Consider the following 24358-nt stretch of genomic DNA (forward strand, 5'->3'; position numbering starts at 1 on the left):
TACTAGTAACAAATGATACGAGTATCATTTTGGCATGAACGATCAGCTGCTGGATCTGGCGCGCGACGTAATGGGCTCGCCCTTGGTCTATCTCGTTGTTTTCGCCGTCGCCGGGCTGGACGGAGTCCTCCCGATATTCCCCAGCGAAGTCGTGCTGCTCGTCTCGGGCGGTTTCGCGGCGACCGGTCGTCCGAACATCGGGTTACTCATCCTCGCCGCGTCGGCAGGCGCGGCGGTCGGCGACCACGTGAGCTATCGGATCGGCAGGCACGCGGGACGGCCGCTGCTGCGCAAGATTCCGGTGGGAACCAAGCGGCACCGGGCGGTTGGCTGGATCATGAGCGTGCTGGAGCGGCGCGGACCGGTCTTCATCGTGATCGGCCGGTTCCTGCCCGGCATGCGGTCGATCATGACGCTCACCGCGGGCGCGGTCGGCGTCCCACCACGAACCTTCACCGCATTCGACATTATCGGAGCTGTGCTCTGGGGTATATCGGGTGCGTTGCTCGGCTACTTCGGCGGCAACACCTTCCAGGATTCACCGCTCGCCGGTTTCTCCTTCGCCCTGGTCCTCGTGACGATCATCGTCGTGCTCGGCGAAGTGGGACGCAGACTGCAAGCGTCGGGCACCCGGACCGCCCGCAGCGCGAAATGCACTCAGGGCCAGAGGCGTTGACGGAGCCCGTGGGCGAGGCGCCCGCGCCGATGCCTTCGGGCGGCTACCTGCCGTGGTGGTCGCGCCTGTGGACTTCCTCTTCGTGTTCGCTGATGTTGCGCTCGAGTTCCTGGTGAAGGATGCCGTCGGCGCGTGATCTGCGCAGCGCCGCGAGGTCGCGCATGAGCTCCAGGTAGTCCTTTTCACTCGTTCGGCGCATCACACACCCGGATGTGGCCTGCGTCGCACGCCAGCCGAAAGCGGTGCAGCGTCATGTCCAGACGCTCCTGCCTCGGCCGTGGGCGGGCCGACTGCTGCGCGGAGACGTCGCGGTTTCTGTGTCCGTGAACGAAGTGCCTCCGGCTCCCTCAACGGTACACTGCCGCAGCTACCTGCCGATTCGACGCGAACGGCCTGGCGCGGGGCTGTCGAGCGGCTGAAGGCTGCGGCGGGGGCGGTATCGGAAAACGGTGTGATTTCCTGTCGGGGTGCTCTACGTTCGGAGAATGGAGCAAGGCGTTCGGTCCGACGATCGGAAGGCGGTCGTCGCGGCCGCCGTCACAGTGGTGTTGTGGGCTTCGGCATTCGTGTTCATTCGTGCTGCGGGAGAAGACTTCTCACCGGGCGCGCTGGCGCTGGGTCGACTGTTGACCGGAGCCATCGCCTTGGTGGCGATCCTGATCGTCACGGGGGAGGGGTTGCCTGCCCGAGCTGCGTGGCGGGGCATTCTGATCTCCGGTGTGCTCTGGTTCGGGGTGTATATGGTCGCCCTGAACTGGGGTGAGCAGTATGTCGATGCGGGCACCGCGGCGATGGTGATCAACATCGGGCCTGTGCTGATTGCCGTGCTGAGCGGATTGGTGCTGGGCGAGGGGTTTCCCGCGCGGCTGATGGTGGGGATTGCGGTCGCGTTCGCCGGCGCGATCGTGGTCGGGCTGTCGAACTCTGGTGGCGGCCGCAGCGCGGTGCTCGGGGTGATCCTGTGCCTGACGGCGGCGGCGACCTGGGCGATATCGGTGGTCGCGCAGAAACCCGCGCTCGCCCATGCGTCGGCGCTGCAGGTGACCACCGGCGGATGCGTGATCGGCGCCATCGCCTGTCTACCGTTCACCGGTCAGCTGGTCCGCGAGGCCGCGGATGCTCCGGTGTCCTCGACATTGAGCCTGGTGTATCTGGGTGTGTTCCCAACGGCTTTGGCGTTCACGACGTGGGCCTACGCCCTCGCCCGCACGACAGCTGGCAAGATGGGCGTGACGACCTACGCGGTCCCGGCGCTCGTCGTGCTGATGGCGTGGATCGCGCTCGACGAAGTCCCGGCCCCGCTTGCCGTCGTCGGCGGTCTGTTGTGCCTGTCGGGTGTGGCGATCACTCGTGCCCGCCCTCGACGCCCGAAAGATGCCGCGCCGGAACAGGTATCGACTCCGGCGTAGTCGCGCCGTGGCATGCCGAGCTCGGCCACCGGCCGCTGTGCACGGGTCCATCTAGTCCCAGCAGTTGAAGAGCGCTTCGGCGGGCGGCGTCGTAACACGCCTGCGGAATGCGCGGAGTTGGATCACAGCAGTGCAGGTATCTCCCACTCGAGGTCCAGGTTCGGGAGCGGAACCACTCGTTCGAGCGCTGGCTATTCGCGGACTGCGTCCGGGGGTCTCCTGCTACGCTGCGCAGAGCAAATGGAACGTGTTCCAGAAAGCGGTGACGGCGTGACGCAGGTGAAGCTCGTTTTCGCGCTGTGGGGTGCCGGGGATCTGCTGGCTGCCGAACTGGCCGAGCGTCTCGGGGCCGCGGGAGTCGAGACGGCTCAGGTGAACATTTCCGACAGCGCGGTCGCGCAGGCCATGGTGCGACTCACGGCGTTCGATGCGCCGGTGCAGGCGGTGGTCAGCGTCTGGTTGCGTGACGAGCAGGGCGTCGAGGCCGTGGCCGAAGTGCTCGCAGCGGTCGCCGATCGGGTCGTCGGGTGGCGCGTCGAGGCGGTGTCGCCGATCGAGCTGCCTGCCGTTGCGATCGGGGAGCGCGCGGCGGGTCTATCGAACATCGCCTTCCTGCGGCGTCCCGCCGATCAGCCCTACGACGAGTGGCTGGACTACTGGCGCAACCAGCACACCGAGATCGCTATCGCGACCCAAGCGACATTCGGCTACGTACAGAACCGGGTGATCGGCGCTGCGACGGACGGAGCACCCGAGGTCGCCGCGGTGATCGAGGAGCTGTTCCCGATCGAGGCCCTCACCGACCCACACGCGTTCTACGGCAGCGGTGGTGACAACGCGGAGCTGGCCCGCCGATTCGATCGATTGATGACGAGCGTCGCCAAGTTCGGCGCGGACAAGAACATCGACGTAGTGCCGACGAGCCGCTACCGCATTCTCTGAGTCGACGAGCCGCAGGGCCGCTGCACGCGGCTGGTCAAGACGTCGAGCCAGGCCCCCCGCCTCATACGAAGCGCAGCCGCGCTCGAGGTCGTCGACCTCGGCTCATCAGCCGATTATCCCAAGGCATGACAGCGAGGGGTCGACATCCGTCGATCGGAATCTCTGATTTACCGGAGGTGTGCTCGAAGCGCGCTCTGCCGATCGCGGACGTCGTATCGGTGCACGGAATCTTGTGTCGGTCTCCCAACCCAGGGTGGGTTTGATGCTCACCCCCGGGGTTAGCTGGGCGATACCTGTGGTCCCTATCTCCGGGGGCGTGGAGAGCGGATAGTAATAGTCATCCCCTATGACGATCTCCACTACGAAGGAACTACGGAATGCAGCCAAGTTACGTTCACCACGTCAGGCAGCAAGTTGTGAAATACGGGGAGACCCGGTCGTACACCTATCTTCGTGAGGCCGGACGCGAACTCACCGAGGAGATCGTCACCTATCGCGAACTCGATCGCGACGCCAGGGCTGTGGCCGCCTGGCTGGCCGACCGTCCGGAATCGGCGGAGCCCGTCGTGCTGCTCTATCTCGACGGAATGGAGTTCCTGCGAGCCTTCCTCGGCTGCTTGTACGCCGGCGTGGTTGCGGTGCCCGCGCCCGTGCCGCACGACGAGCGCAGTACCCAGCGAGTGGCGAGTGTGATCGCGGATTCCGGTGCGCGCTTGGTCCTGACGACCACCAACTTCCAGTCGATGGTCGCAGCGGAAACGACCGCGATCGTCGTGGCAACCAACGAACCGCTCGGCGATCCCGACGCGTGGCGGATGCCCGATATCGACTCGGGAACCATCGCGTTCCTGCAGTACACATCGGGGTCGACGGGCACCCCGAAGGGCGTCGTCGTCACCCACGGCAACCTCATGCACAACGAGGCCGCGATCACCGAGAACGGGGGGCTCAATGATGCCGCGACCGGCGTCAGCTGGATCCCGCAGTTCCATGACATGGGACTGATCGGCATGCTGCTCGGCACGATGTATGCCGGAGCGAACCTGGTGTTCATGTCGCCGACGACCTTCCTCAAGCGCCCGGCGCGCTGGCTGCAGGCCATCGACAAGTACCGCGCAACCTTTATCGCCGCGCCGAACTTTGCCTACGAACTCATCACCAGAAGAGTTACCGACGAGCAGTTGGCCGATCTCGATCTGTCCACGCTCGAGGTCGCCCTGTGCGGCGCCGAGCCAGTCCGCGAACGAACCATGGCGGCGGTGCTCGAGCGGTTCGGGCCCGTCGGCTGGCGGCCGACGGCATTCCTGCCTGCCTACGGCCTGGCCGAGGTGACGCTGCTCGCCAGCGCCGGAGCGATCAACGCGGCACCCGTCGTCATCGACCACGGAAATGACGGCAGGCTCGTCGGCTGCGGGAGCGCGGCTCGCGGTCTCGACATCCGCATCGTCGACCCGAATACGCATCAGCAGGTGCCGGGCGGCCACGTCGGCGAGATCTGGATTCGCGGTGAGAGCGTCGCCGCCGGGTACTGGAACCGTCCGGAGGAGACCCGCGAGACCTTCGATGCCCACATCGGCAGCGAGGGGCCGTTCCTGCGCACCGGTGATCTCGGTCTGCTGCGTGACGACGAGTTGTTCGTCGCGGGCCGCCTCAAGGATCTGCTGATCGTCAACGGCCGCAACCTGTATCCCCAGGACATCGAGGAACTGGTCAGCGAGCTACACCCGGCCCTCACCGCAGGTGTCGCCGTTTCCGTCGATGCGGGTGGGCGGGAACGACTGGTGGTGATGCAGGGCGTCAAGAAGGGACTGCTGGGCGACACCACGCTCGCCGAGTTGACCGCGGCGATCAAAATCGCGGTCGCTCGCGGATTCGACATCCCTGCACCGAATGTCGTTCTCGTAGAAACCCGCTCGGTGCACCACACCACCAGCGGCAAGGTCCAGCGCAGCTCGATGCGCGCCGCGTTTCTGGAGGACCGCATCGGAGGCGTCCTGCACGAAGATCTCGAACCGGCACTGAGCCGAGCACTGACCGTCTGATCGACTTGTCGCGCCGAGGAGCCGAAATATGTTCAGCACAACCGTCACCCACCCGTCGACGATCCAGGGTTGGCTCGTGGAGCGCATTGCCGACTACACCGAACGCGCACCGCACCAGGTGGATCCGAAGGTTCCGCTCGCTGAGCTCGGCATGGACTCCGTATCGGCCGTGACCCTGTGCGGCGAGATCGAGGACCGGTGGTCATTGGACGTCGACCCGACCCTGGTATTCGATTACCCCACCATCGCCGATATCGCCGGGTATATCGCCGCCGAGTTCAGCGTCGCCGCATGAACGATATCGCCATCGTCGGTCTCGACTGCCGGTTCCCGCAAGCAGCCGATCCAGCGGCATTGTGGCAGTTGCTGATCGAAGGGCGTGAGGTGATTTCGGAGGTTCCGGCAAGTCGCTGGAACGCCGAGGACTTCCACGACCCGGCCGGAGCGCCGGGCACGATCAACACCCGTAGCGGCGGATTCATCGACGACGCGGACGCGTTCGACCACGACTTCTTCGGCATCACGCCGCGTGAGGCCGAGGCGATGGATCCGCAGCAGCGATTGCTGCTGCAGGCCACCTGGCGCGCATTCGAGGATGCCACACTCGATCCGCGCACCCAGTCCGGTTCTCGGACAGGGGTTTTCGTGGGCGTCATGGCCAATGAATGGGCCAACCTGCAGATGAGCGACTACCGCGCGATCACGCCGCAGCACGGATCGGGCAACGGATACTTCATGACCGCCAACCGGCTGTCCTACCAGTTCGATCTGAAGGGTCCGAGCATCGCGGTCGACACGGCCTGCTCGTCCTCCCTGGTCGCGGTCCATCTCGCCTGTGCCGCCCTGGCTTCCGGTGAATGCGACCAGGCGATCGCGGGTGGGGTGAACCTCGTGTTGACCCCGGCCGTCGGAGTGTTCTACACCCAAGCCGGTCTCTCCGCTCCGGATGCCCGGTGTAAACCGTTCAGCGGCAACGCCGACGGGATCGTGCGCGGCGAGGGGGTCGCGGTGCTGGTGCTGCGTCGCCTCTCCGACGCGCAGGCCGCGGGCCTGCCGATCTATGCTGTGATCAAAGGCAGCGCGGTCAACTCCGACGGGCGAAGCAACGGCATCACCGCCCCGAACCGGTGGGCGCAGCAGCAGGTGATCGGTGAGGCGTATCAGCGGGCTGGAGTCCGGCCCGAGGACGTGGACTTCATCGAGGCGCACGGCACCGGAACGGTGCTCGGCGACATGATCGAGGTCAAGGCGCTCGGCAAGCTGCATGCGAACGGCCGCCCGCGACCCTGCGGAATCGGTTCCATCAAAGGCAATCTCGGCCACACCGAGGGTGCTGCTGGGGTCGCGGGCATCATCAAGGTCGCGCTCAGCCTGCACCATGGTGTCGTTCCGCCGTCGCGGTTCGCCGACCAGGAGAACCCGCGGCTGCGGATGGCGGAGCACGGTCTGCGCCTGCTCGCCGAACCGATGTCGCTGGACGGGTCTGCGCACGGCGGCGTCAGTAGTTTCGGCATCGGCGGCACGAACGCGCACATGGTGCTGGCGAGTGCGCCCACGTCCGAGGCGCGGTCAGGGGACGGCGTGCCCGGCCGGACAGCAGCGGCTTCGGGGCGCGCGGTGCTGACGCTGTCGTCGGACAACGAGGAGGGGCTGCGGCGCAACGCACTTCGGCTGGCCGAAACGTTGGGGTCGGTGCCGGAGGATCGGTTCGCGCAGCTGTGCTGGACGAGCAATCAGGTCAAGTCGTCGGGTCGCAGCCGGCTCGCGATCGTCGCGAACGACCGCGACGAGGCGATTGCCCGCCTGCGGTCAGGTGCGGAATCCGGTGTTGCGCAACCGATCGCGGCCGGCTGGATGTTCACCGGACAAGGATCGCAATTCGCCGGAATGGCGGGGGCGCTGCACGCGGCGAGCCCCTCGTTCCGGCGTGCCCTGGCACTGGTCGATGACGCCATGACCGCTCGGCTCGGCCGCTCGGTGCGGGATCTGCTGCTCGACGCGAGCGCCGACATCGACCGCACCGAACTCGCGCAGCCAGCGATCTTTGCGATGGAATACGCACTGGCCAAGTCGCTCGCCGATGCAGGCATTCGGCCCGCGTGGGTGATCGGTCACAGCATCGGTGAATTCGCGGCCGCGGCGGTGGCTGGGGTGTTCGACCTCGAGGACGCGTGCCGTCTTGTCGTCGCGCGTGGCCGACTGATGCAACAGTTGCCGCCGGGCGGCATGATGCTCGCCGCGCGAACTGCCGCGGCGCAGATTGCGGATGTGCTCGCCGACGAACAGATGGTCACGCTCGCCGCTGTCAACGGAGGAGAGGACGTAGTGATTTCCGGTGCCGCGGAGGCGATCACGCGCATCGGGGCAGCGCTGGACGCGCGGGCGGTGACCACGAAGACGCTCACGGTGTCCCACGCGTTCCACAGCCCGCTGATGGATCCGATGCTGGCCGAATTCGAAGCCATCGCGCGCGCCTGCACTTTCCGTGCACCTGGGGTCCCGGTCTACTCGACCGTGCGCGGCCGCCTACTCGCTGCGGACGAGGCGATGGACGCCGCGTACTGGACCGAACACGTCCGTGCCACTGTGCTTTTCGGCGCCGCAATCGAAGCCGCACTTGGCACCGAGCCCACGCATGTCGTCGAGATCGGTCCGCGTCGAGTCCTGGTTCCGCTCGTCGGCCGAATCCGGCCCGACCTGATTGCGCGCTGCCTGGCACCGAGTCCGGGTCCCGGCGCGACCGGCAGCGAACTCGCCGAGGTCGTCGCCGCGCTGTATCGCGATGGTGTGGACCCCGCCTGGGACGAACTCTACGAACCGGCGCAGCGTGTCCGCCATCGCCTGCCGGTGTACGAATTCGCAACCGAGCATCGGTTCTGGGTCGAGCCGCCCGCCTTCAGCCCGGCGGCCGCGGACCCGCTCGGATCATCGACCGCGCAGCATGCCGAAATAAACACTCTCCCAATAGCTTTCGCACATCGTGAGGACAATACGATGGACCAACTGATCGCACTCTTCCGTGAGCAGAACGCCGTATTGGCAAGCATGGTTGCGGCACCAACCGAAGCGCGCGCGCCGCAGGCTGTTGCCGAACGGTCCAACACCGCGCCCACCGCCCACGTCCCGGACGCCGTCGCCGCTATCGTGCGTGCAGAACTGGCCAGGGTCAGCGGATTCCCTGCCGACCGGCTCCGTGAAGCCCAAACCCTCAGTGACGGACTCGGATTCGACTCCCTCATGCTGACCGACCTGTTCGCCGGACTCATCCGCAAACTTCCTGGACTCACCATCGACCCGACCTGGTTCACGGCGGCGACGACCATGGGTGACGTCATTACCTACGCCACCGGTCAGTTCGCCGGTCCGTCTTCCCCTGATGTCGCATCGGTTGCTGTCCATGCCGCAGTACCGGCGTCGACTATCGCCGCCGCAGACGGTCCCGGTGTCGCACCCGAATCCCGGCCCACCGCCGTTGCTCCGGAGTACCTGATCTGCGAGTTCGCCGAGGTGAAGGCCATCGCCGATCGGCTTTCCGGCGCCGAGGCGCTCGGCCTGTCCAACCCGTACTTCCTGATCAACGATGGAGTCACCAGGGACACCTCGATCATCGGCGGCGCGCAGGTGGTCAACTTCTCCAGCTACAACTATCTGGGTATGTCCGGCCATCCGGCGGTCGTCGAGGCCGTTCAGGACGCGGTCGCCCGCTACGGCAGCTCGGTCTCGGCCAGCCGCGTGCTCTCCGGTGAGAAGCCGGTGCACCGCGAGCTGGAGGCCGAACTCGCCGCGCTGCTCGGTACCGAGGATGCGATCGCACTCGTCGGCGGCCACTCCACGAACGTCACGATCATCGGCCATATCGTCGGGCCGGAAGACCTCGTGATCCACGACAGCCTCGCGCACGACAGCATCCTGCAGGGCTGCAAACTCTCGGGCGCGACCCGGCGGCCGTTCCCGCACAACGACCACGCCGCACTCGATGCGCTACTGAACGACATTCGCCACCAGTACCGTCGCGTCCTCATCCTCATCGAGGGCGTCTACAGCCAGGACGGCGACATCCCCGATCTGCCCGCGATCATCGATCTCAAGAAAAAGCACAAGGCGCTGTTGATGATCGACGAGGCGCACAGCATCGGCGTGCTCGGCGCGCACGGCGGCGGGATCGGCGAATACTTCGATGTCGATCGGCGCGACGTCGAATTGTGGTCCGGCACCATGTCGAAGGCGCTCGCCGGATGTGGTGGCTACGTGGCGGGCAGCGCGGAGCTGATCCGCTACCTGAAATACACGACGCCCGGATTCGTCTACAGCGTCGGCATGACACCGATGAACGCGGCCGCCTCGCTGGCGGCGATGCGACAACTGCGGGCCGACCGCGAGCCGCTCGAACGCCTGCGGCACAACTCGCGACTTTTCCTGCGCCTGGCCCGTGACGCCGGCATCAACACCGGTGACAGCAACGACACCCCGGTCATCCCGTGCATCGTCGGTGACTCGCTGAAGACGCTGAAACTGTCCAATGCTTTGCTGATCCGCGGCATCAACGTCAACCCGATCATCTATCCAGCTGTTCCGGAAGACCTCGCGCGCCTTCGGTTCTTCGTCACGGCCTGCCATACCGAGGACCAGATTCGCGACACCGTCAAGATCCTCACCGAGGAACTCGGCTTGCTCGCGCAGCAATAGACGACGCCCGCTGCCGCGTACCGAGCACTTTTCTCAGCGCAGGTGAGGACCATGCCGACGGTCGTGAAAAGATCTGTGCGAGTAAGCCATCCGCGCAACGATGCCGGGTGGGCATTGTCGAATCGAGGGAAGCGGGAATCTGTGTTGGACGGGGGACTCTTCGTAGTCGTTCTCGTTGTGTTGCTGGTCGCTGTGCTGCTGGTCGTGGTGGCTACGGCAATGAACTGGGATCCGAAAAGTCGTCGCGAACAAGATAATTGGGACGAGGAGCCCGATGAACGCCGCCGTCCGCGTGGGCGAGTTGCGCAGCGTCAGGGCGGCCATTGGCCGCAGCGGGACGATCGATACTGATCACGTGGTGCAGTGGTAACACCGAACCGGTCGGGTAGCCCGGCTCGGTGCCCCTGCGGTTAGTCGGTCCGGTCGCCGACCTCCGGGAATCTGGCTCGGAGTTGGTCCAAGCACCTGCGAACCTCGTCCAACTCTCTACCGAACAGCTGCGCCTCGGCGGTCGATCGGAGAACTCCGCGACGGGTCGTCAATGTTTCGATCGTGCTGGTCAGGGTTGCGGCCTCATGGGTGAGCAGGTCATAGAACACGCGGGCCTGTTCTATGTCGGACTCGTCGAGCATCTGCTATCCGTATCAATCAGCCTGCGCCGCAAGGTGTTCGGTAGTTCTACTGCTGTACACCCGGTCGTTTCCCATGGTTCATGATTGCCTCGGGCCCGCCCGTAGTCAATGGCACCCCGTGCGATGCCCGTGCTCGTCGAAGGGGTAGTCCACGCCGCTGTCCGAACCGAGTTCTCGACGCTGCGTAGTTGCCAGCGCCCGTCTACTGTCGGTCCGGTGACCACCACGACCACGTCCGCGCCGGGGCGATTTCGGCTGTTCGGCAGCACCATCCGCCTGGTGACCGATCCACTGCGAGCGCTGTCCGAACTGCCCGCATACGGCGATATCGTCCCGATCGGGATGGGGCGGTGGCAGGCGTTCGTGGTCTGCGACCCCGAGTTGACCAAGCAGGTCCTTGTCGACGACCGGATCTATGACAAAGGCGGCGTGCTCGCCGAGCGTGCCAGGGAGATCGCCGGCAATGGCTTGGTCACGTGCAGTCATGCCGACCATCGCCGCCAGCGGCGGCTGGTGCAGCCCACCTTCGGGCGAGACCTGCTGCCCGGCTACGCGGCGGTGATGGCCGAACAGGTCACGGCGGTGACCGAGACCTGGCAAGACGGCGGGATCGTCGATGCGCTCGCGGCCATGTATGCGATCACCACGCGGATCAGCTGCGCGACAATGTTCGCCACCGAAATACCGGCGGACCGCCTCGCCCAGGTGACCAGCGATCTCGACACCTTTATGTCGGGGGTGTATCGGCGTGTTCTGCTCCCGCCACTGCTGGACCGGATTCCCACACCGGGCAAACGCCGCTACGACCAGGCCGTGACGCGCCTGCGCGGCCTCGGCGAGGAAATCGTCGCCGATGATCGGGTCGCCGACCGCGGCGCCATCCTCTCGGTCCTCATGGCAGCGCGCGACGAGCACGGTGCCGGGCTGTCGGAGGCGGAGCTGGCCGACCAGGTGGTGACGTTCTTCGCAGCCTCGGTCGACACCACCGCGGTCGCGTTGGCCTGGGCATTGCACCTGTTGACGGATCATCCGGACGTCGCGGACCGCGTGCATCAGGAGGCCGATGCGGTGCTGTCGGGTCACACCGCCACCCTGGCCGATCTGCCCGCACTCGAGCTCACCGGCCGGGTCGTCATGGAGACCCTGCGGCTGTACCCGCCCTTGTGGTTTCTCACCCGTGTCACCACGGCGGCCACCGAGCTGGGCGGACACCGGATTCCGGCGGGCGCCACGGTTGTCTGCAGCCCCTACCTCATCCATCACCGCGGCGACCTGCACTCCGAGCCGGGGCGTTTCGACCCCGACCGGCACGACGAGCGGCTGGCCCGCGGCGCGCTCGTCCCGTTCGGCGTCGGTGCCCGCAAGTGCATCGGCGAGAGCTTCGCCATGGCCGAAACAACTCTTGCCCTGGCCACTCTCGCCGCGCGCTGGCGCTTCGAAGCGGTCTCCGACAGGCGAACCGTGGCCGCACCCAGGTTTGTGCTCGCGCCGCGAACGCTGCGATTGCGCACCGTGGCGCGCTGACCGAGCGGTATTGCTGATCGGGCGAAGCGGACAAAACTCTCCCCGCAATTGGGAAACCGTCCAGTTTGCATCGTCCATAAACTCCTCCATGGTGCACGGCCTCCACAGATGGACTGGGGCCGGAGTCGGACCGCCCCGGGGCTCCGGGCCGGTCCGGACGATAGGAGGCCAGAGATGACAGCCGTCGACAATGACACGCAGGTGGGCGCCTTCGTGCGCGGCGACTCGGAACTGCTGGAGACCGATCTCCGGGTGTTTCTGGCCGAACTGACGGTCTCGGCATCGAAGGTGGCAGGCGCTGCCTACGGGCCACGGGAACTGGACACCGCGCTGCGGCAGGCATTCCACGACCCGATCACCGACGCACTGGGGTCGAAGGTGGGGCAGGAGGCCCTGCGCCCGGCAGGCGGTCCGGGCTTTCGGCCGTCGATCGTGTACTGGGTCTTCCGCAACTACCGGGGTTTCGCGAGTACCGGCGAGGCGGCCGCCGATCTGGCGGTCATCCGCCGGGTAGCGGTGGCGGTTCGAATTCTTTTGAAGGCCGCGGTCGTCCTGGACGATATCGAGGACGGCAGTGCGGTGCGCTACGGTGAGCCCGCGTTGCATGCCACCCACGGAGTGCCGCTCGCCCTCAACACCGGAGCCTGGATGGTGCTCGCGGCGCTGCGTCACACGCAAACCCCTGCCGTCGTCGGCTACCTCGTGCAGGCCGTCGAGAACGGCTTCATCGGTCAGTCGATAGACATGTCCACCCGGCTGGCCGAGGTCCGGCGCGAGATCGTCGCGGCGCAGGTGAGCGATCGGGTGAAGTTCTGGGAGTCGGTCGCGACGTTGAAGACCTCGACCCTGTTCCGGATGCCGCTCAACGCGGCCGCGACCGCGCTGCGGGTGCCGGAGGAGGAACAGACCGTGCTCGACGACGCCATGCGGCAGTTGGGCTTGGCAAGCCAGATCTTCAACGACCTCACCGATTTCGTGCCCGAGTTCGGCGGTGCCAACACCCACGAGGACTTCGACGGGCTGACCAACCGGGTGTGCCTAGAACTGCTCGGCGCCGAACCCGCGCTCTCCGAGCGCGGCGCCGACATGGTCGGCGAGCGGTTGAAGACCTTCACCCTCGGCCACCCCGGGTTCGGTGCGACGCTGGTCGAGCTCGCAGCGCAGGCGGTCGACCTCAAGGAAAAGGCCAAGAGCCGCATTCATCAACTGTGCCGATCGACCGACAGCGCAACGTATTTCGACATGACGATCGATCGCAAGGGCCATGTCATGGAGCGGTTGCACGACGCCGTTCGTGCCCAGTACTCGAACGAGTAGCGCGACGTGGCAACCATGATCATGCAACGGCTACGTGCCGAAACCCGGGCCTGGCACAACGCGCTGGAGGCGACACCCTTCAACCTCGAACTCCTGAGCAGAACATTGCCGCTGGGCCGCTATGTCGGCCAGTTGCGGGCTTACCGAATCATCCTCGGCGCCCTGGAGACCGGGCTGGCCGGCTGCGATGACCCGACAGTGACCGCGGTGTGGCGCTCCGATCTTGCCAAAGTGCCGCTGCTGGAACAGGATTTGAAGTTCTTCGATGCCGTGTCCGACGACGTCACGGCCGTCACCGTGGCAGCACAGTTCGCGGCGCTGATCTCCGACCGGATCACCGCGGCTCCCGCCGCGGCGCTCGGGTTCCTGTATGTGATGGAAGGGTCCACGATGGGCGGATTGGAGCTGACCGCACATGTCCGGGCGACGTTCGGATTGGCGGACGGTCGCGGCCTCGCCTACTACAACAGCGGCGACCGGCAACGCTGGGCCGCTTTCGCCGCACGGATGAACGACGCCGTCATCGATGCACCTGTGCAGCAGGCGGTGCTGGGTGCAGCGGACAAGGGCTACCGGGCGATAGCTGACACGCTGGCCGCGCTGTCGCGGGCGGATCGCGAAGAATCGATGCCCGGTGAGTAGCGTCGATCGATATGGGAGCGCCTCGATCCGCTTTATCCACGGTGGGCACACGGAAGCTCGCCGCGGAATGCATCGCCGACATTCCGGTGCTCACCCGTCGCCTGCTGGCGGCGATCTTCACCGACAACCCGGAATGGACCGACTACACCTCGGTGCCGCGCGCGGACCTGCGTGACGGTTGCCGCCGCTACTTGACGCGCATCCTGGAACTGCTCAGCGGTGCCGCGACCGATCCCGAACGCGACGACGTCGCCGCCTCGATCGGCAGGCATCGCGCCGAACAGGGTGTGCCGCTGGAAGCGATGCTGCGAACCTTCCGGCTCGGCGGACGGATCGTGTGGGAAGCGTTGCTGGACAACGCCGAAAGCGCCGGCTCGCAGCCGCACGAGATCCGCGAAGCCGGCACCGCCATGTGGACGGTGATCGACGGGTTGTCCTCGGCGTTGTCCACGTCGTATCGGAACACCGAGCTCGAGCAGGTGCGCAGGGACGAGCGACGCAGGCACGCGCTGATCGAGGATCTGCTGGCCGGGCGCGCCCAGGATGCCACGTTCGCCGCGCGGGCCGCCCGTGAGCTCGAGCTGCCCGTGCACGGCGCTTATCTGGTGCTGGCAGCGGATGTAAGGGCAGACGGCCGGCCCGCGCTGCTCGGGCCCGAGGCCGTCCTGGCGGCACTGGGCATCCGCTCGGTGTGGCACACCCGTGTCGACAGCATGATCGGGCTGGTGTCGCTGGAACAGCGGGACATCGCCGCCGTGCTCGACCCGTTGCGTCCCCTCGTCCGCGGTCGGGCCGCGTCGTCGCCTGCGGTGCCCGGGCTTGCCCAGGTGGACAGCGGCCACGCGCTGGCTCGAATCGCCATGGACACGCTGCCCAAGGGTGCGGTCGAGTTGGTATCGCTCGAGGAGCGCTATCCCGAGGCCCTGCTGGTGAACTCCCCGGATCTGACCGGACTGCTGGTCGCTCGCACGCTCGGCCCGGTGCTGGAGTTGCCGCCGCGAGAACGCGACGTGCTGCTGCAGACCCTCGCGGCCTGGCTGGCCGAAAACTGTTCGGCGGCCAATGCATCGATCCGCCTGCACTGCCACCGCAACACCGTGCTCAACCGCCTGCAGCGCATCTCCGGCCTGATCGGTCGCCCGGTCGACGGACAGCGCGCCTATCTCGAGCTTTCGCTCGCATTGTCGGCGCTCGAGCTGACAGGCCGCACCGACTGACCCCGCCTACACACCGATCCGAGAGCAGGCGGATTGGGCGCAGCGCCCATTTTCGCGGCCCGATTGCTGGGCTTCGAAGGCATTGTATGTGCATTCCGGTCCGGCAAGACTCGATCGAAACGACCTATGCCACAACCTCGGTGTAGTCGAATCATTCGAGATTGAGGAGCACCACGAGTGCCGGAGTTCGACCTGCTGGTGATCGGAGGCGGGCCCGGCGGCTATGTCGCCGCCATCCGTGCGGCCCAGCGTGGCCTGTCGGTGGGCCTGGTGGAGAAGGAGCGACCAGGGGGAGTGTGCCTGAACTGGGGCTGCATTCCGACGAAGGCAATGCTGCGATCGGCCGAGGTGTTCCAAACAGTCAAGGACGCAGCAGATTACGGCGTGTACGCCGACAACGTGCGGTTCGACTTCCCTGCCGTGCGCCAGCGCAAGGACGGCATCGTCAAGGAGCTCACCGACGGGGTCGCCGGTCTGCTCGCGGCCAACGGTGTCACCGTCATCGAGGGACACGCTCGTTTCACCGGACCGACCACCGTCGACGTGCACGAGGTCGGTCCGTCCCCGATCGGTCCCGACGGCCCGCGCTACGCGGCCGCGCCCACCGCGGCGATCCGGCAGCTCACCGCACGCGACATCATCGTCGCCACCGGATCGGTGCCCGCGCGCCTGCCCGTGCCAGGAGCCGACCTGCCCGGGGTGATCACCTCCGACGGCGCGTTCGGTCTGACGACCGTTCCGGACCGGCTGGTGATCGTCGGCGGCAGCGCCGTCGGCGCCGAATGGGCAAGCCTGTTCGCCACTTTCGGCAGCGACGTCACCATCGTGGAGATGCAGGACCGCCTGGTTCCCGCCGAAGACAGCGACATCGGCGCTGCCCTGGGCCGGTCCTTCACGAAGCACGGCATCTCGGTGCTGACCGGAACAACGGTCGCCTCGATCGCGCAGGGCGAGGCGCTGCGGGTCACGGTGACAGGCAAGCACGCGCGTGAACTCGACGCCGATGTCGTGCTCGTCGGTGTCGGCCGTCGCCCCAACACTGCCGACCTCGGACTCGACCGCGCCGGAATTGCCACCGACGAAAGAGGATTCATTCCGGTGGACGATCGGTTGCGCACCGGCGTCGAGCACGTCTACGCGATCGGCGACGTCACCGGCCGGGCGTTGCTCGCGCACGTCGCCTCGCACCAGGGCCTCACCGCGGCCGATGTCATTGCCGGACACGACAGCCACATCGACTACACCGCCATCCCCGCCGCGACGTTCACCCACCCCGAGATCGCCAGTGTCGGCCTGACGGAGGCCGCGGCGCGCGCGGCCGGACACGAGATCGTCACCGCGCGGTTCCCCTTCGCGGCGCTGGGTCGCGCCAAGACCTTCGGCGACACCGAAGGCTTCGTCAAAATCATTGCCGGAAAGCAGTATCAGGAAGTGCTCGGCGTCCACATCATCGGACCGTCGGCCAGCGATCTGATCACCGAGGGTGCTCTCGCGATCAGTCTCGAGGCGACGCTCGACGAACTTGCCGACACCATCCATGCCCACCCCACCCTCGGCGAGATCGGGATGGAGGCCGCGCTGACCGCGCTGGGCCTGCCCGTGCACATCGCGCCGCGGCAGCGCTGAGGAGGATCACCGTGACCGAAACAATCGACCGCGCTCCCAACGCCTTCGCCGTCGAGGAGCCCGACACCCTGCGCGGTTACCTGCGCGACATGATGTTCATCCGGCGCTTCGAAGAACGCGCCGCCCAGGGCTACTCCCAGGCCAAGATCGGCGGCTACTGCCATCTCAATCTCGGTGAGGAAGCCACCGTCGTCGGTCTCGGCGCGGCAATGCGGCCCACCGACTACCTGTTTACCAACTATCGCGAACACGGCTACGCCCTCGCGAAAGGCATCGAGCCCGGCCGGGTGATGGCCGAACTGTACGGTCGCACTACTGGCACGTCCAAAGGCTGGGGCGGTTCGATGCACATGTTCGACACCGCTACCCGCCTGCTCGGTGGCTACGGCATCGTCGGTGGTCAGCTTCCGCTCGCCGTCGGCGCCGCACTCGCCATCGACTACCGCGGTGAGGACGACGTGGTGGTGTGCCAAATGGGTGAGGGCACAACGAATATCGGGGCATTCCACGAATCCCTCAATATCGCGGCGCTGTGGAATCTGCCGGTCGTGTTCGTGGTGATCAACAACCAGTTGGGGATGGGCACCACGGTCGAGAAATCCTCCGCCGAACCCGACCTGTACAAGCGTGCCGCCGCCTACCGGATGCGCGGGGAACAGGTCGACGGCACCGATGTGCTCGCCGTCCGTGATATCGCCAGGGACCTGCTGGAAACTGCTCGGCGCGAGGGTAAACCGGCGTTGCTGGAGACGGTGAGCTACCGGCTCAAGGGGCACTCGGTGGTCGATCCGGCGAAGTACCGCAGCGGCGAGGACACTGCGGCCGCCCGCGAATCCGACCCGGTGGTGCGGTTGCGCAGGGAACTGATCGACGCAGGCGTTCTGGACGAATCCGATGTTGCGGCTATCGAGTCGGCCGTCGAGGCCGAGGTCGACGCGGCGGTGGCTTTCGCTGACGCGAGCCCGCACCCGGACCCGTCGACCCTGTTCGACTACACCTACGCCACGCCGGTGGCGGGGGGAGAGTCGCGCAGGCTGCCCGCCGATCCGCTCTTCTGACCGCACGCTCTTCTGAAACGCAAAGGACAACCGTGCCTGTCATTACCTATCGCGAAGCGCTGCGCGAAACCCTGCGCCAGGAAATGCAACGCGACGAGGACGTCTTCCTGATCGGGGAGGAGATCGGCGTCTTCGAAGGCTCCTACAAGATCACCGCGGGCCTGCTCGCCGAATTCGGCGAGAAGCGCGTGCGCGACACTCCGATCGCCGAGGAGGGTTTCGTCGGCGCCGCGGTCGGCGCCGCGATGCTGGGGCTGCGCCCGGTCGTGGAGATCATGACGATCAACTTCTCGCTGCTGGCGCTGGACCAGATCGTCAATCATGCCGCCAAGATCTACGGCATGTTCGGCGGGCAGACCAGCGTGCCGATGGTCATCCGCACCCCTGGCGGCGGCGGTCAGCAACTGGGCGCGACACATTCGCAGAACATCGAGCTCTACTACGCCTTCGTGCCCGGTCTCAAAGTGGTCGCCCCGAGCACCCCGGCCGACGCCCGCGCTCTGCTGCGGGCCGCGATCGAGGACGACGACCCGGTGCTCTTTCTGGAAAACCTTGCGCTCTACAACACCAAAGGTGAAGTACCGGATGATCTTCCGCCTGCCGAAATCGGCAAGGCGGCGGTCACCCGCGAGGGCGCCGACATCACGCTCATCGGCTACTCGCGGATGGCGACGATCGCCACCCAGGTCGCCGAGCGGCTGGCCGAGTCCGGCATCTCCGCAGAGGTTGTCGATCTGCGCAGTCTGCGTCCGCTCGATCGCGAGACCATCGTGGCCTCGGTGCGCAAGACCGGCTGTGCCGTGGTGGCGGAAGACGACTGGCTGACCTACGGGATCGGCGCCGAGGTCGCGGCGACCATCTCCGACGGCGCCTTCGATTACCTCGACGCACCGGTCCGGCGGGTTGCCGCGGCGGAAGTGCCACTGCCGTATGCCAAATCGCTCGAGCAGGCGGCGCTGCCGTCGGCCGAATCCCTGCACACGGCGGCGCTGGAAACGCTCGCCGCCGTCGGCCGCCGCCGCTGAGAACCCGAGGACGACAACATGCCAGAAATCACCATGCCGCGGCTCTCCGACACGATGGAGGAGGGCGTCGTCGTCGCCTGGCTCAAACAGGTCGGCGACAAGGTCACCCGCGGTGACGTCCTCGCCGAGATCGAGACCGACAAGGCCCTCATGGAGTTGGAGGCCTACGACGACGGGGTGCTCGAACAGATCCTGGCCGAGCCGGGAACCCGTGTCTCCATCGGGAACCCGATCGCGCTGATCGGGGACGGTACCGGGTCGGTCGCGAAATCCGTTCCGCCGGTGTCTGCTCCGCCCGTGCCGACCGAATCGGCAACCGACGGCGCTGCGGCAGCAACGACGGCCGAAGTCGTTCGTACACAGGAGACTTCGGCGACCGCTGTTCAGGGTGGCCGCCCGAAGTCCTCGCCACTCGCTCGCAAGATCGCACGCGAATTGGGCGTCGACCTGGCCGCTGTGACAGGGACGGGCCCCGCCGGTCGGATCACTCGACAGGATGTGGAATCCGCCGCGCAGCGTGTCGCTGAGTCCGTAGGCACCGAAGCGACAGCTGTTGCAGCCACGGGCGCTGCGAGCGAATCGGCTCCCGTACAAGGGATTCCGGCCGGATACGACGATTTCGAGGAAGTGCCGCTCACTACCGTCCAGCAGGTGTCGGCCAAACGCCTCACCGAGAGCATGCAACAGGCGCCGCACATCTACCTGACCAGCGCCATCGACGTCACCGACCTGCTGGCCTTCCGCGCCGACATCAACGAGACACTGCGGATCGCCGGCGCCGGAAAGGTCAGTGTCAACGACCTGATCGTCAAGGCAGTGGCCGCGACACTGCGTGCCGACTCGTCGGTGAACGTCTCCTACGCGGGGGACAAGCTGCTGCGGCACAACGGCGTTCATATCGGGGTGGCCGTCGCGATCCCGGCCGGGCTCGTCGTGCCGGTCATCCGGGATGCCGACCGCAAGAGCGTCTCCGAGATCGCCGCCGAGAGCCGGGACAAGGCCGAACGGGCCCGCGCCCGCAAGCTGCGCGCGGACGAAATGAGCGGCGGCACTTTCACCATCTCCAACCTCGGCATGTTCGGCATCGAACAATTCACCGCCGTGATCAACCCACCCCAGGCGGCCATTCTCGCCGTCGGCGCCGCCGCGGACGAGGTGCAACTGATCGACGGTCAGGTCGTCGGTCGCAAGATTCTGCGAGTAACACTGTCGGCCGACCATCGTGCCGTCGACGGCGCCACGGCCGCCACCTTCCTCCAGCAACTGAAAGGTGTACTCGAACATCCGCTCCGCATTGTTACCTGATCGGGGAATGATTCCCGGTGCATACCCGTCGGTAGCTGCCTAGGCTCACTGAGCTTTGTTGTTCAACCGCCTGGAGTTCCTCCGATGACAATGCCCCCGTCCTCAACGCCCGGCCTCTCCGGTCGCGCGCAGCTCGGTTCGCCGATCGATACCGATGGCCCACGGGCGTCGCTGTATTCGCCGGAGTTCGCAGCAGACCCGCATGGCGCTTATCGCGAGATGCGGAAGAGATACGGGTCTTTGGTGCCGGTGGATTTGGCGCCGGGTGTGCCCGCCACCTTGGTGGTCGGGTACTACACGGCGCTTCGGATCTTAAACGACGAGGACCATTTCCCGGCCGACCCGCGCATCTGGCAGCAGGACATTCCCACCGGCTGCCCGGTGTTGCCGATGATGCAGTGGCGGCCGAACGCCTTGCGTAATGCCGGCAACGAGCACATCCGCTATCGGCAAACCAACACCGCGGGTCTGGACAAGGTCGATCCCTACTGGCTGCACGACACCGTGGCCCAGATCGCGACCCCGCTGATCAATTCGTTCTGTACGGCGGGGTCCGCGGATCTGGTTCGCGGGTATGCGTTTCCACTCGCCTTCGCGGTCCTCAACGCCATGCTCGGCTGTCCGGCCGAGATCGCACAGCAGGCCGCGACCGGTATGGCGGCAATCTTCGAAGGTGTCGACGCGGACCGCGGCAACAAGATGCTCGTCGGTGCGCTGCTGGAGCTGACGCAGCTCAAACGCATCGAACCCGGCGACGATGTCACCACGCGGATGGTGCAGCACCCTTCCGGTCTGAGCGATACGGAGATGGTGCACCAGTTGGCCACGCTCTACGGCGCGGGCATCGAACCGCAGCAGAATCTGATCGTCAACACCCTGCTGCTGATCCTCGCCGACGAGCGATTCGGCAGCGAGGTGCTCGGCGGTAGCCTCTCGACCAGGGACGCCCTCGATGAAGTGCTGTTCACCGATCCGCCGATGGCGAACTTCTGCATCAGCTTTCCGCGACAGCCGATCCTGATCGACGGCATCTGGCTGCCCGCCCATCAACCGGTCGTCATCAGCATGGCCGCGTGCAACAACGATCCCGAGATCAGCGTCGATCAGCACTCCGGCAACCGGTCTCACCTATCGTGGGGCGCAGGCCCGCACGTGTGTCCCGCCAGCTCGATGGCCTACATGATCGCCCAGGACGCCATCGACCAACTCCTCGACGCGCTACCCGAGATCCGACTAGCCGGATCGCTGTCCGACTTGACCTGGCGCCCTGGCCCGTTCCACCGCGCATTGACCGCGCTACCGGTCGTCTTCCCGCCGGCACCGCCGCTACCGGAGGTGTAGCGCGCAACCGCGACCGGTGGTGGTTCGGTCGGCCGAGCTTCGAATCTCCCGAAGCGGCGGGAGCGGCCGTACTGGTGGAGGGGATGAGCGCGTGGGGTGCCGAAGTGGCACGGTTGGTCGATACCGCGACCGCGCCCATCCGGAGTTGGGCCTACCGGAGGAAGGATGCGCCACCGGCCACCCTGCGCTGGGCCGCGATGTCCGGCGCGGGAGCACAGGCAACCATTCGATGTCGGGTCTGGTACTGCAAGCACGAAGCTCGCACCAAGGCAAAGGCATTCGTTCGGGTTGCCGTCTGCGGCAGCCACCCCGATCGGTCTGCGGTGGCGACGCGAATCACCGACCGGTCGGACGATCGCCTCGCGCAGTGGGTCAGCCCCAGGCGCGTCGGGTCGCCGGCATGCCGGCATGTCCTTGTGCATCGGGCACTACGGCGAGCACCTGATGGATGCCGAGACCGCCGTCCTCGAAGCCGAGGGCCGAGGCCGCCATGTAGAGCCGCCACACCCGTGCGCGTCCCGCACCGACCAGTGAAACCGCCTGATCCCAAGCCTCTTCCAGATTGGCCACCCAGGTGCGCAGGGTCAGCGCATAGTGCTCGCGCAGCGACTCCACATCGCGCACTTCGAAGCCCGCGCGCTCCATGGCCAGCACGACCTCGCCGACATCGAGGAGTTCGCCGTCCGGGAAGACGTAGCGTCCGATGAAGGAGCGGCTACGCATGGTGGACCCGCCGGCTGAGGAGATCGCGTGGTTGAGCAGCCGTCCTTCAGGACGAAGCAAGGTGCGCAGGGTGTCGAAGTACTCCGCGGCGCGCTCGGTTCCGACGTGCTCGAACATGCCGATAGAGGAGATGGCATCGAATGTCTCGCCACGGAGTTCGCGATAGTCCGCGAGTCTGATCTCGACGCTCGCGGACATTCCCGCCTCGGCGACACGCTCGCGCGCGAGATCGGCCTGCGCCTTGCTGATCGTGACACCGACCACCTGCGCGCCGTACGTCGAGGCCGCGTGCATCGCCATGGAGCCCCAGCCGCAGCCGACATCGAGCAGCCGCATCCCCCGCCGCTCGGCCAGACCGAGTTTGCGGCAGATCAGGTCGTGCTTGGCGCGCTGGGCGTCTTCGAGCGACAGCGCGGCATCCGCGCCGCAGCGACCGTCGTCGCCTGCTGCGGCGAACCGCGCGCAGGAGTAGGTCATGCTCGGCCCGAGCACCAACCGGTAGAAGTCGTTGCCGACGTCGTAGTGATGGCTGATCGCCGCCGCATCGCGCCGTGTGGTGTGCAGTTTCCCGCGCCGAGGCCGCGCCTCCTCGGGGGGCGGTTGCGGTGGTCGACCGAGCGCGCCGAGTTGCCGCGCCGCGCTGATGGCTTTCCACGCGGCGTCGAGACCGAGGCGGGCGTCGCGGGGCGCCGTCGATTGCAGTGATCGAAGGATCTTGAAAAGGTCGCCGTCGAGATCGACGGTGCCGGAGACGAAAGCGCGGCCGAGGCCGAGTTCGCCCGGCGCCCACACCAGGTGGCTGAGCGCGTCCTTGGATCGCACGCGCATCGTGCCCGGATACTCGCCCTCGGGATGGATTGCGCTTCCGTCCCAGAACTCGAACCCGATCGCCGGTCGGGGCCCGAGTGCGGCGCGCAGCAAAGGTCGAAACACGTCGGCGACTGTTGCCCGGTGGCCCATATGAACCACTATGGCCCGCGCAGTGGGCTCAGGTGAACACCGACTCGGCAGAAGAGCCGTACAGATATGTCAATTCATGGACGCGAAGAGCAGTACTACACAGGTGGTGTCGAGCAGCGGCGACCGCCGCCCCGCTCAGCGGAATGTCGACGACCGGAACGGCACGCAGCAGCGTAGGGCGCATCGCCATTCGTCGCCGAGAACGTGTTTCCGCCGCGCGGCGCTGTCCTGATCGGCCTGGGGGCCGGCTCGCACGCACACTAGGCTTGCCGGGGTGAGCCGATTCGCCTGGGACCACAACGCCTATTACCATCGGACCTTGCTTCGTCACCTCCCGACACCGTGTGCGGATGTGCTGGATGTGGGTTGCGGCGCAGGCGCTTTCGCCACTGCGCTCGCTGCCCGGGTGCACCACGTCGATGCGCTCGACCGCTCGCCGGAGATGATCGCGGCGGCCGAACGCACGGTGCCCGACAATGTCACATGCGTGCGCGCCGACTTCCTGCGCGATGACATCGTCCCCGAGGGGCGTTACGACGCGGTCTTCTCGGTGGCCGCGCTGCACCACATGCCGCTTGCGGAAGCGTTGCCCCGCATGGCGGCAGCACTACGCCCCGGCGGGGTGCTCGCCGCGATCGCACTGCCCAGGACCGACCTGGCCCGCGAACTCCCCATCGAGCTCGCCGCATTCGCCGCGCAGCGAGTATGCGCCGCGGTATTTGCTACGGCCAGGGCCACGAGCGGAGGCGATTGGTACGCACGAGAACCCACGCATGGCGAGATGCCCGTCGTGCTCGACCCATCCCTGACGACGCGCGAAGTCCGCGACGAGGCGACCGCGGTCCTGCCCGGCGCAGACGTCCGCCGCTTGCTCTTCTGGCGCTATCTTTTGGTCTGGCGCAAGCCCCCGGCCGGCTAGCGGCGAACTCTTCCGCGGTGGAAGCCGCCCAGGTGCGCCGTTGTGTCGCGATCCGGATTCGGCTGTCGCGCAGTGCCCGGATCCGGTCGGCGACTGTCACGTTTTCCCGGGGACGGTGGTTCGTTGTCGTTCTCGGTGGACCTCGCCCGCTCCGACCGGGCCCCTCGACCTGCACGGTCATCCTCTCTCGTCGTCGCCCCCGGCCATCAACTGGCAACTTCTCGGCGACCGCATCTGTTCCCGCCATCCGTGACGCGGCCGTGATCCGTGCACCGCGGGTGGTCGTCTACGTTGTCGGCGACATCGCCGACACC

Annotated in this window: 19 protein-coding genes; 16 read left to right on the top strand and 3 right to left on the bottom strand. The window is 66.6% G+C overall.

What is annotated here, in order from left to right; all coding sequences use genetic code 11:
• The first annotated feature begins 34 nt into the window (after positions 1–34).
• Positions 35–676, top strand: a complete 642-nt coding sequence (locus tag OHA42_RS19340) for a DedA family protein (RefSeq protein WP_406229292.1) — start codon at positions 35–37, stop codon at positions 674–676.
• Positions 677–719: 43 nt separating this feature from the next.
• On the opposite strand, the gene OHA42_RS19345 is transcribed toward OHA42_RS19340, so the two are convergent.
• Complete coding sequence (locus OHA42_RS19345; RefSeq protein WP_406229294.1) at positions 720–875, bottom strand: hypothetical protein; 156 nt, start codon at positions 873–875, stop codon at positions 720–722.
• 286 nt (positions 876–1161) lie between these two features.
• On the opposite strand from OHA42_RS19345, the gene OHA42_RS19350 reads away from it, so the two are divergent.
• The 5 genes from OHA42_RS19350 (at position 1162) to OHA42_RS19370 (ending at position 9755) form a co-directional block, all read left to right on the top strand.
• Complete coding sequence (locus tag OHA42_RS19350) at positions 1162–2085, top strand: DMT family transporter (RefSeq protein WP_406229295.1); 924 nt, start codon at positions 1162–1164, stop codon at positions 2083–2085.
• A gap of 240 nt (positions 2086–2325) precedes the next feature.
• Positions 2326–3027, top strand: a complete 702-nt coding sequence (locus tag OHA42_RS19355) for a hypothetical protein (RefSeq protein WP_406229296.1) — start codon at positions 2326–2328, stop codon at positions 3025–3027.
• A gap of 416 nt (positions 3028–3443) precedes the next feature.
• Positions 3444–5069: a fatty acyl-AMP ligase gene (locus tag OHA42_RS19360; RefSeq protein WP_406229297.1), complete on the top strand. Its 1626-nt coding sequence runs from the start codon at positions 3444–3446 to the stop codon at positions 5067–5069.
• A gap of 28 nt (positions 5070–5097) precedes the next feature.
• Positions 5098–5364 (top strand): acyl carrier protein, encoded by a 267-nt coding sequence (locus OHA42_RS19365; RefSeq protein WP_406229298.1) that lies wholly within the window; start codon positions 5098–5100, stop codon positions 5362–5364.
• Positions 5361–9755, top strand: coding sequence for a type I polyketide synthase (locus OHA42_RS19370; protein WP_406229299.1), 4395 nt, complete (start codon positions 5361–5363; stop codon positions 9753–9755). The genes OHA42_RS19365 and OHA42_RS19370 overlap by 4 nt, the downstream gene beginning before the upstream one ends.
• A 410-nt stretch (positions 9756–10165) precedes the next feature.
• On the opposite strand, the gene OHA42_RS19375 is transcribed toward OHA42_RS19370, so the two are convergent.
• The gene (locus OHA42_RS19375) at positions 10166–10387 is read right to left on the bottom strand and encodes a hypothetical protein (RefSeq protein ID WP_328399440.1); all 222 of its coding nucleotides are present in this window, start codon (positions 10385–10387) and stop codon (positions 10166–10168) included.
• 216 nt (positions 10388–10603) lie between these two features.
• Here OHA42_RS19375 and OHA42_RS19380 point away from each other — a divergent pair, with 216 nt between their 5' ends.
• The 9 genes from OHA42_RS19380 (at position 10604) to OHA42_RS19420 (ending at position 21442) form a co-directional block, all read left to right on the top strand.
• Positions 10604–11911, top strand: a complete 1308-nt coding sequence (locus OHA42_RS19380; RefSeq protein ID WP_406229300.1) for a cytochrome P450 — start codon at positions 10604–10606, stop codon at positions 11909–11911.
• A gap of 174 nt (positions 11912–12085) precedes the next feature.
• On the top strand, positions 12086–13228 hold the full coding sequence (locus tag OHA42_RS19385) for a polyprenyl synthetase family protein (protein WP_406229301.1): 1143 nt from the start codon (positions 12086–12088) through the stop codon (positions 13226–13228).
• 15 nt (positions 13229–13243) lie between these two features.
• Positions 13244–13870 carry a biliverdin-producing heme oxygenase gene (locus OHA42_RS19390; RefSeq protein WP_406239468.1) on the top strand — a complete coding sequence of 209 codons (627 nt, stop codon included), beginning with the start codon at positions 13244–13246 and terminating at the stop codon, positions 13868–13870.
• Positions 13871–13911: 41 nt separating this feature from the next.
• Positions 13912–15087, top strand: coding sequence for a PucR family transcriptional regulator (locus tag OHA42_RS19395; protein WP_406229302.1), 1176 nt, complete (start codon positions 13912–13914; stop codon positions 15085–15087).
• A gap of 177 nt (positions 15088–15264) precedes the next feature.
• Positions 15265–16713, top strand: coding sequence for a dihydrolipoyl dehydrogenase (lpdA, locus tag OHA42_RS19400; protein ID WP_406229303.1), 1449 nt, complete (start codon positions 15265–15267; stop codon positions 16711–16713).
• A gap of 11 nt (positions 16714–16724) precedes the next feature.
• Positions 16725–17771, top strand: a complete 1047-nt coding sequence (gene pdhA, locus OHA42_RS19405) for a pyruvate dehydrogenase (acetyl-transferring) E1 component subunit alpha (RefSeq protein WP_406229304.1) — start codon at positions 16725–16727, stop codon at positions 17769–17771.
• 41 nt (positions 17772–17812) lie between these two features.
• Positions 17813–18796, top strand: a complete 984-nt coding sequence (locus tag OHA42_RS19410) for an alpha-ketoacid dehydrogenase subunit beta (protein WP_328412947.1) — start codon at positions 17813–17815, stop codon at positions 18794–18796.
• 18 nt (positions 18797–18814) lie between these two features.
• Positions 18815–20101: a dihydrolipoamide acetyltransferase family protein gene (locus tag OHA42_RS19415; RefSeq protein ID WP_406229305.1), complete on the top strand. Its 1287-nt coding sequence runs from the start codon at positions 18815–18817 to the stop codon at positions 20099–20101.
• 84 nt (positions 20102–20185) lie between these two features.
• Positions 20186–21442, top strand: coding sequence for a cytochrome P450 (locus OHA42_RS19420; protein ID WP_406229306.1), 1257 nt, complete (start codon positions 20186–20188; stop codon positions 21440–21442).
• Positions 21443–21814: 372 nt separating this feature from the next.
• On the opposite strand, the gene OHA42_RS19425 is transcribed toward OHA42_RS19420, so the two are convergent.
• The gene (locus tag OHA42_RS19425; protein ID WP_406229307.1) at positions 21815–23125 is read right to left on the bottom strand and encodes a class I SAM-dependent methyltransferase; all 1311 of its coding nucleotides are present in this window, start codon (positions 23123–23125) and stop codon (positions 21815–21817) included.
• 274 nt (positions 23126–23399) lie between these two features.
• On the opposite strand from OHA42_RS19425, the gene OHA42_RS19430 reads away from it, so the two are divergent.
• On the top strand, positions 23400–24044 hold the full coding sequence (locus OHA42_RS19430) for a class I SAM-dependent methyltransferase (protein ID WP_406229308.1): 645 nt from the start codon (positions 23400–23402) through the stop codon (positions 24042–24044).
• The last annotated feature ends 314 nt before the right edge of the window (positions 24045–24358 follow it).

Origin of the sequence: Nocardia sp. NBC_01009, assembly GCF_045208035.1 — a bacterium.
Lineage (GTDB): Bacteria > Actinomycetota > Actinomycetes > Mycobacteriales > Mycobacteriaceae > Nocardia.

Coding starts and splice junctions, on each gene's coding strand:
- OHA42_RS19420 (WP_406229306.1), top strand. CDS start 20,186: ATGACAATGCCCCCGTCCTCAACGCCCGGCCTCTCCGGTCGCGCGCAG.
- OHA42_RS19370 (WP_406229299.1), top strand. CDS start 5,361: ATGAACGATATCGCCATCGTCGGTCTCGACTGCCGGTTCCCGCAAGCA.
- OHA42_RS19340 (WP_406229292.1), top strand. CDS start 35: ATGAACGATCAGCTGCTGGATCTGGCGCGCGACGTAATGGGCTCGCCC.
- OHA42_RS19415 (WP_406229305.1), top strand. CDS start 18,815: ATGCCAGAAATCACCATGCCGCGGCTCTCCGACACGATGGAGGAGGGC.
- OHA42_RS19390 (WP_406239468.1), top strand. CDS start 13,244: ATGATCATGCAACGGCTACGTGCCGAAACCCGGGCCTGGCACAACGCG.
- OHA42_RS19425 (WP_406229307.1), bottom strand. CDS start 23,125: ATGGGCCACCGGGCAACAGTCGCCGACGTGTTTCGACCTTTGCTGCGC.
- OHA42_RS19355 (WP_406229296.1), top strand. CDS start 2,326: ATGGAACGTGTTCCAGAAAGCGGTGACGGCGTGACGCAGGTGAAGCTC.
- OHA42_RS19345 (WP_406229294.1), bottom strand. CDS start 875: ATGCGCCGAACGAGTGAAAAGGACTACCTGGAGCTCATGCGCGACCTC.
- OHA42_RS19350 (WP_406229295.1), top strand. CDS start 1,162: ATGGAGCAAGGCGTTCGGTCCGACGATCGGAAGGCGGTCGTCGCGGCC.
- OHA42_RS19365 (WP_406229298.1), top strand. CDS start 5,098: ATGTTCAGCACAACCGTCACCCACCCGTCGACGATCCAGGGTTGGCTC.
- OHA42_RS19385 (WP_406229301.1), top strand. CDS start 12,086: ATGACAGCCGTCGACAATGACACGCAGGTGGGCGCCTTCGTGCGCGGC.
- OHA42_RS19375 (WP_328399440.1), bottom strand. CDS start 10,387: ATGCTCGACGAGTCCGACATAGAACAGGCCCGCGTGTTCTATGACCTG.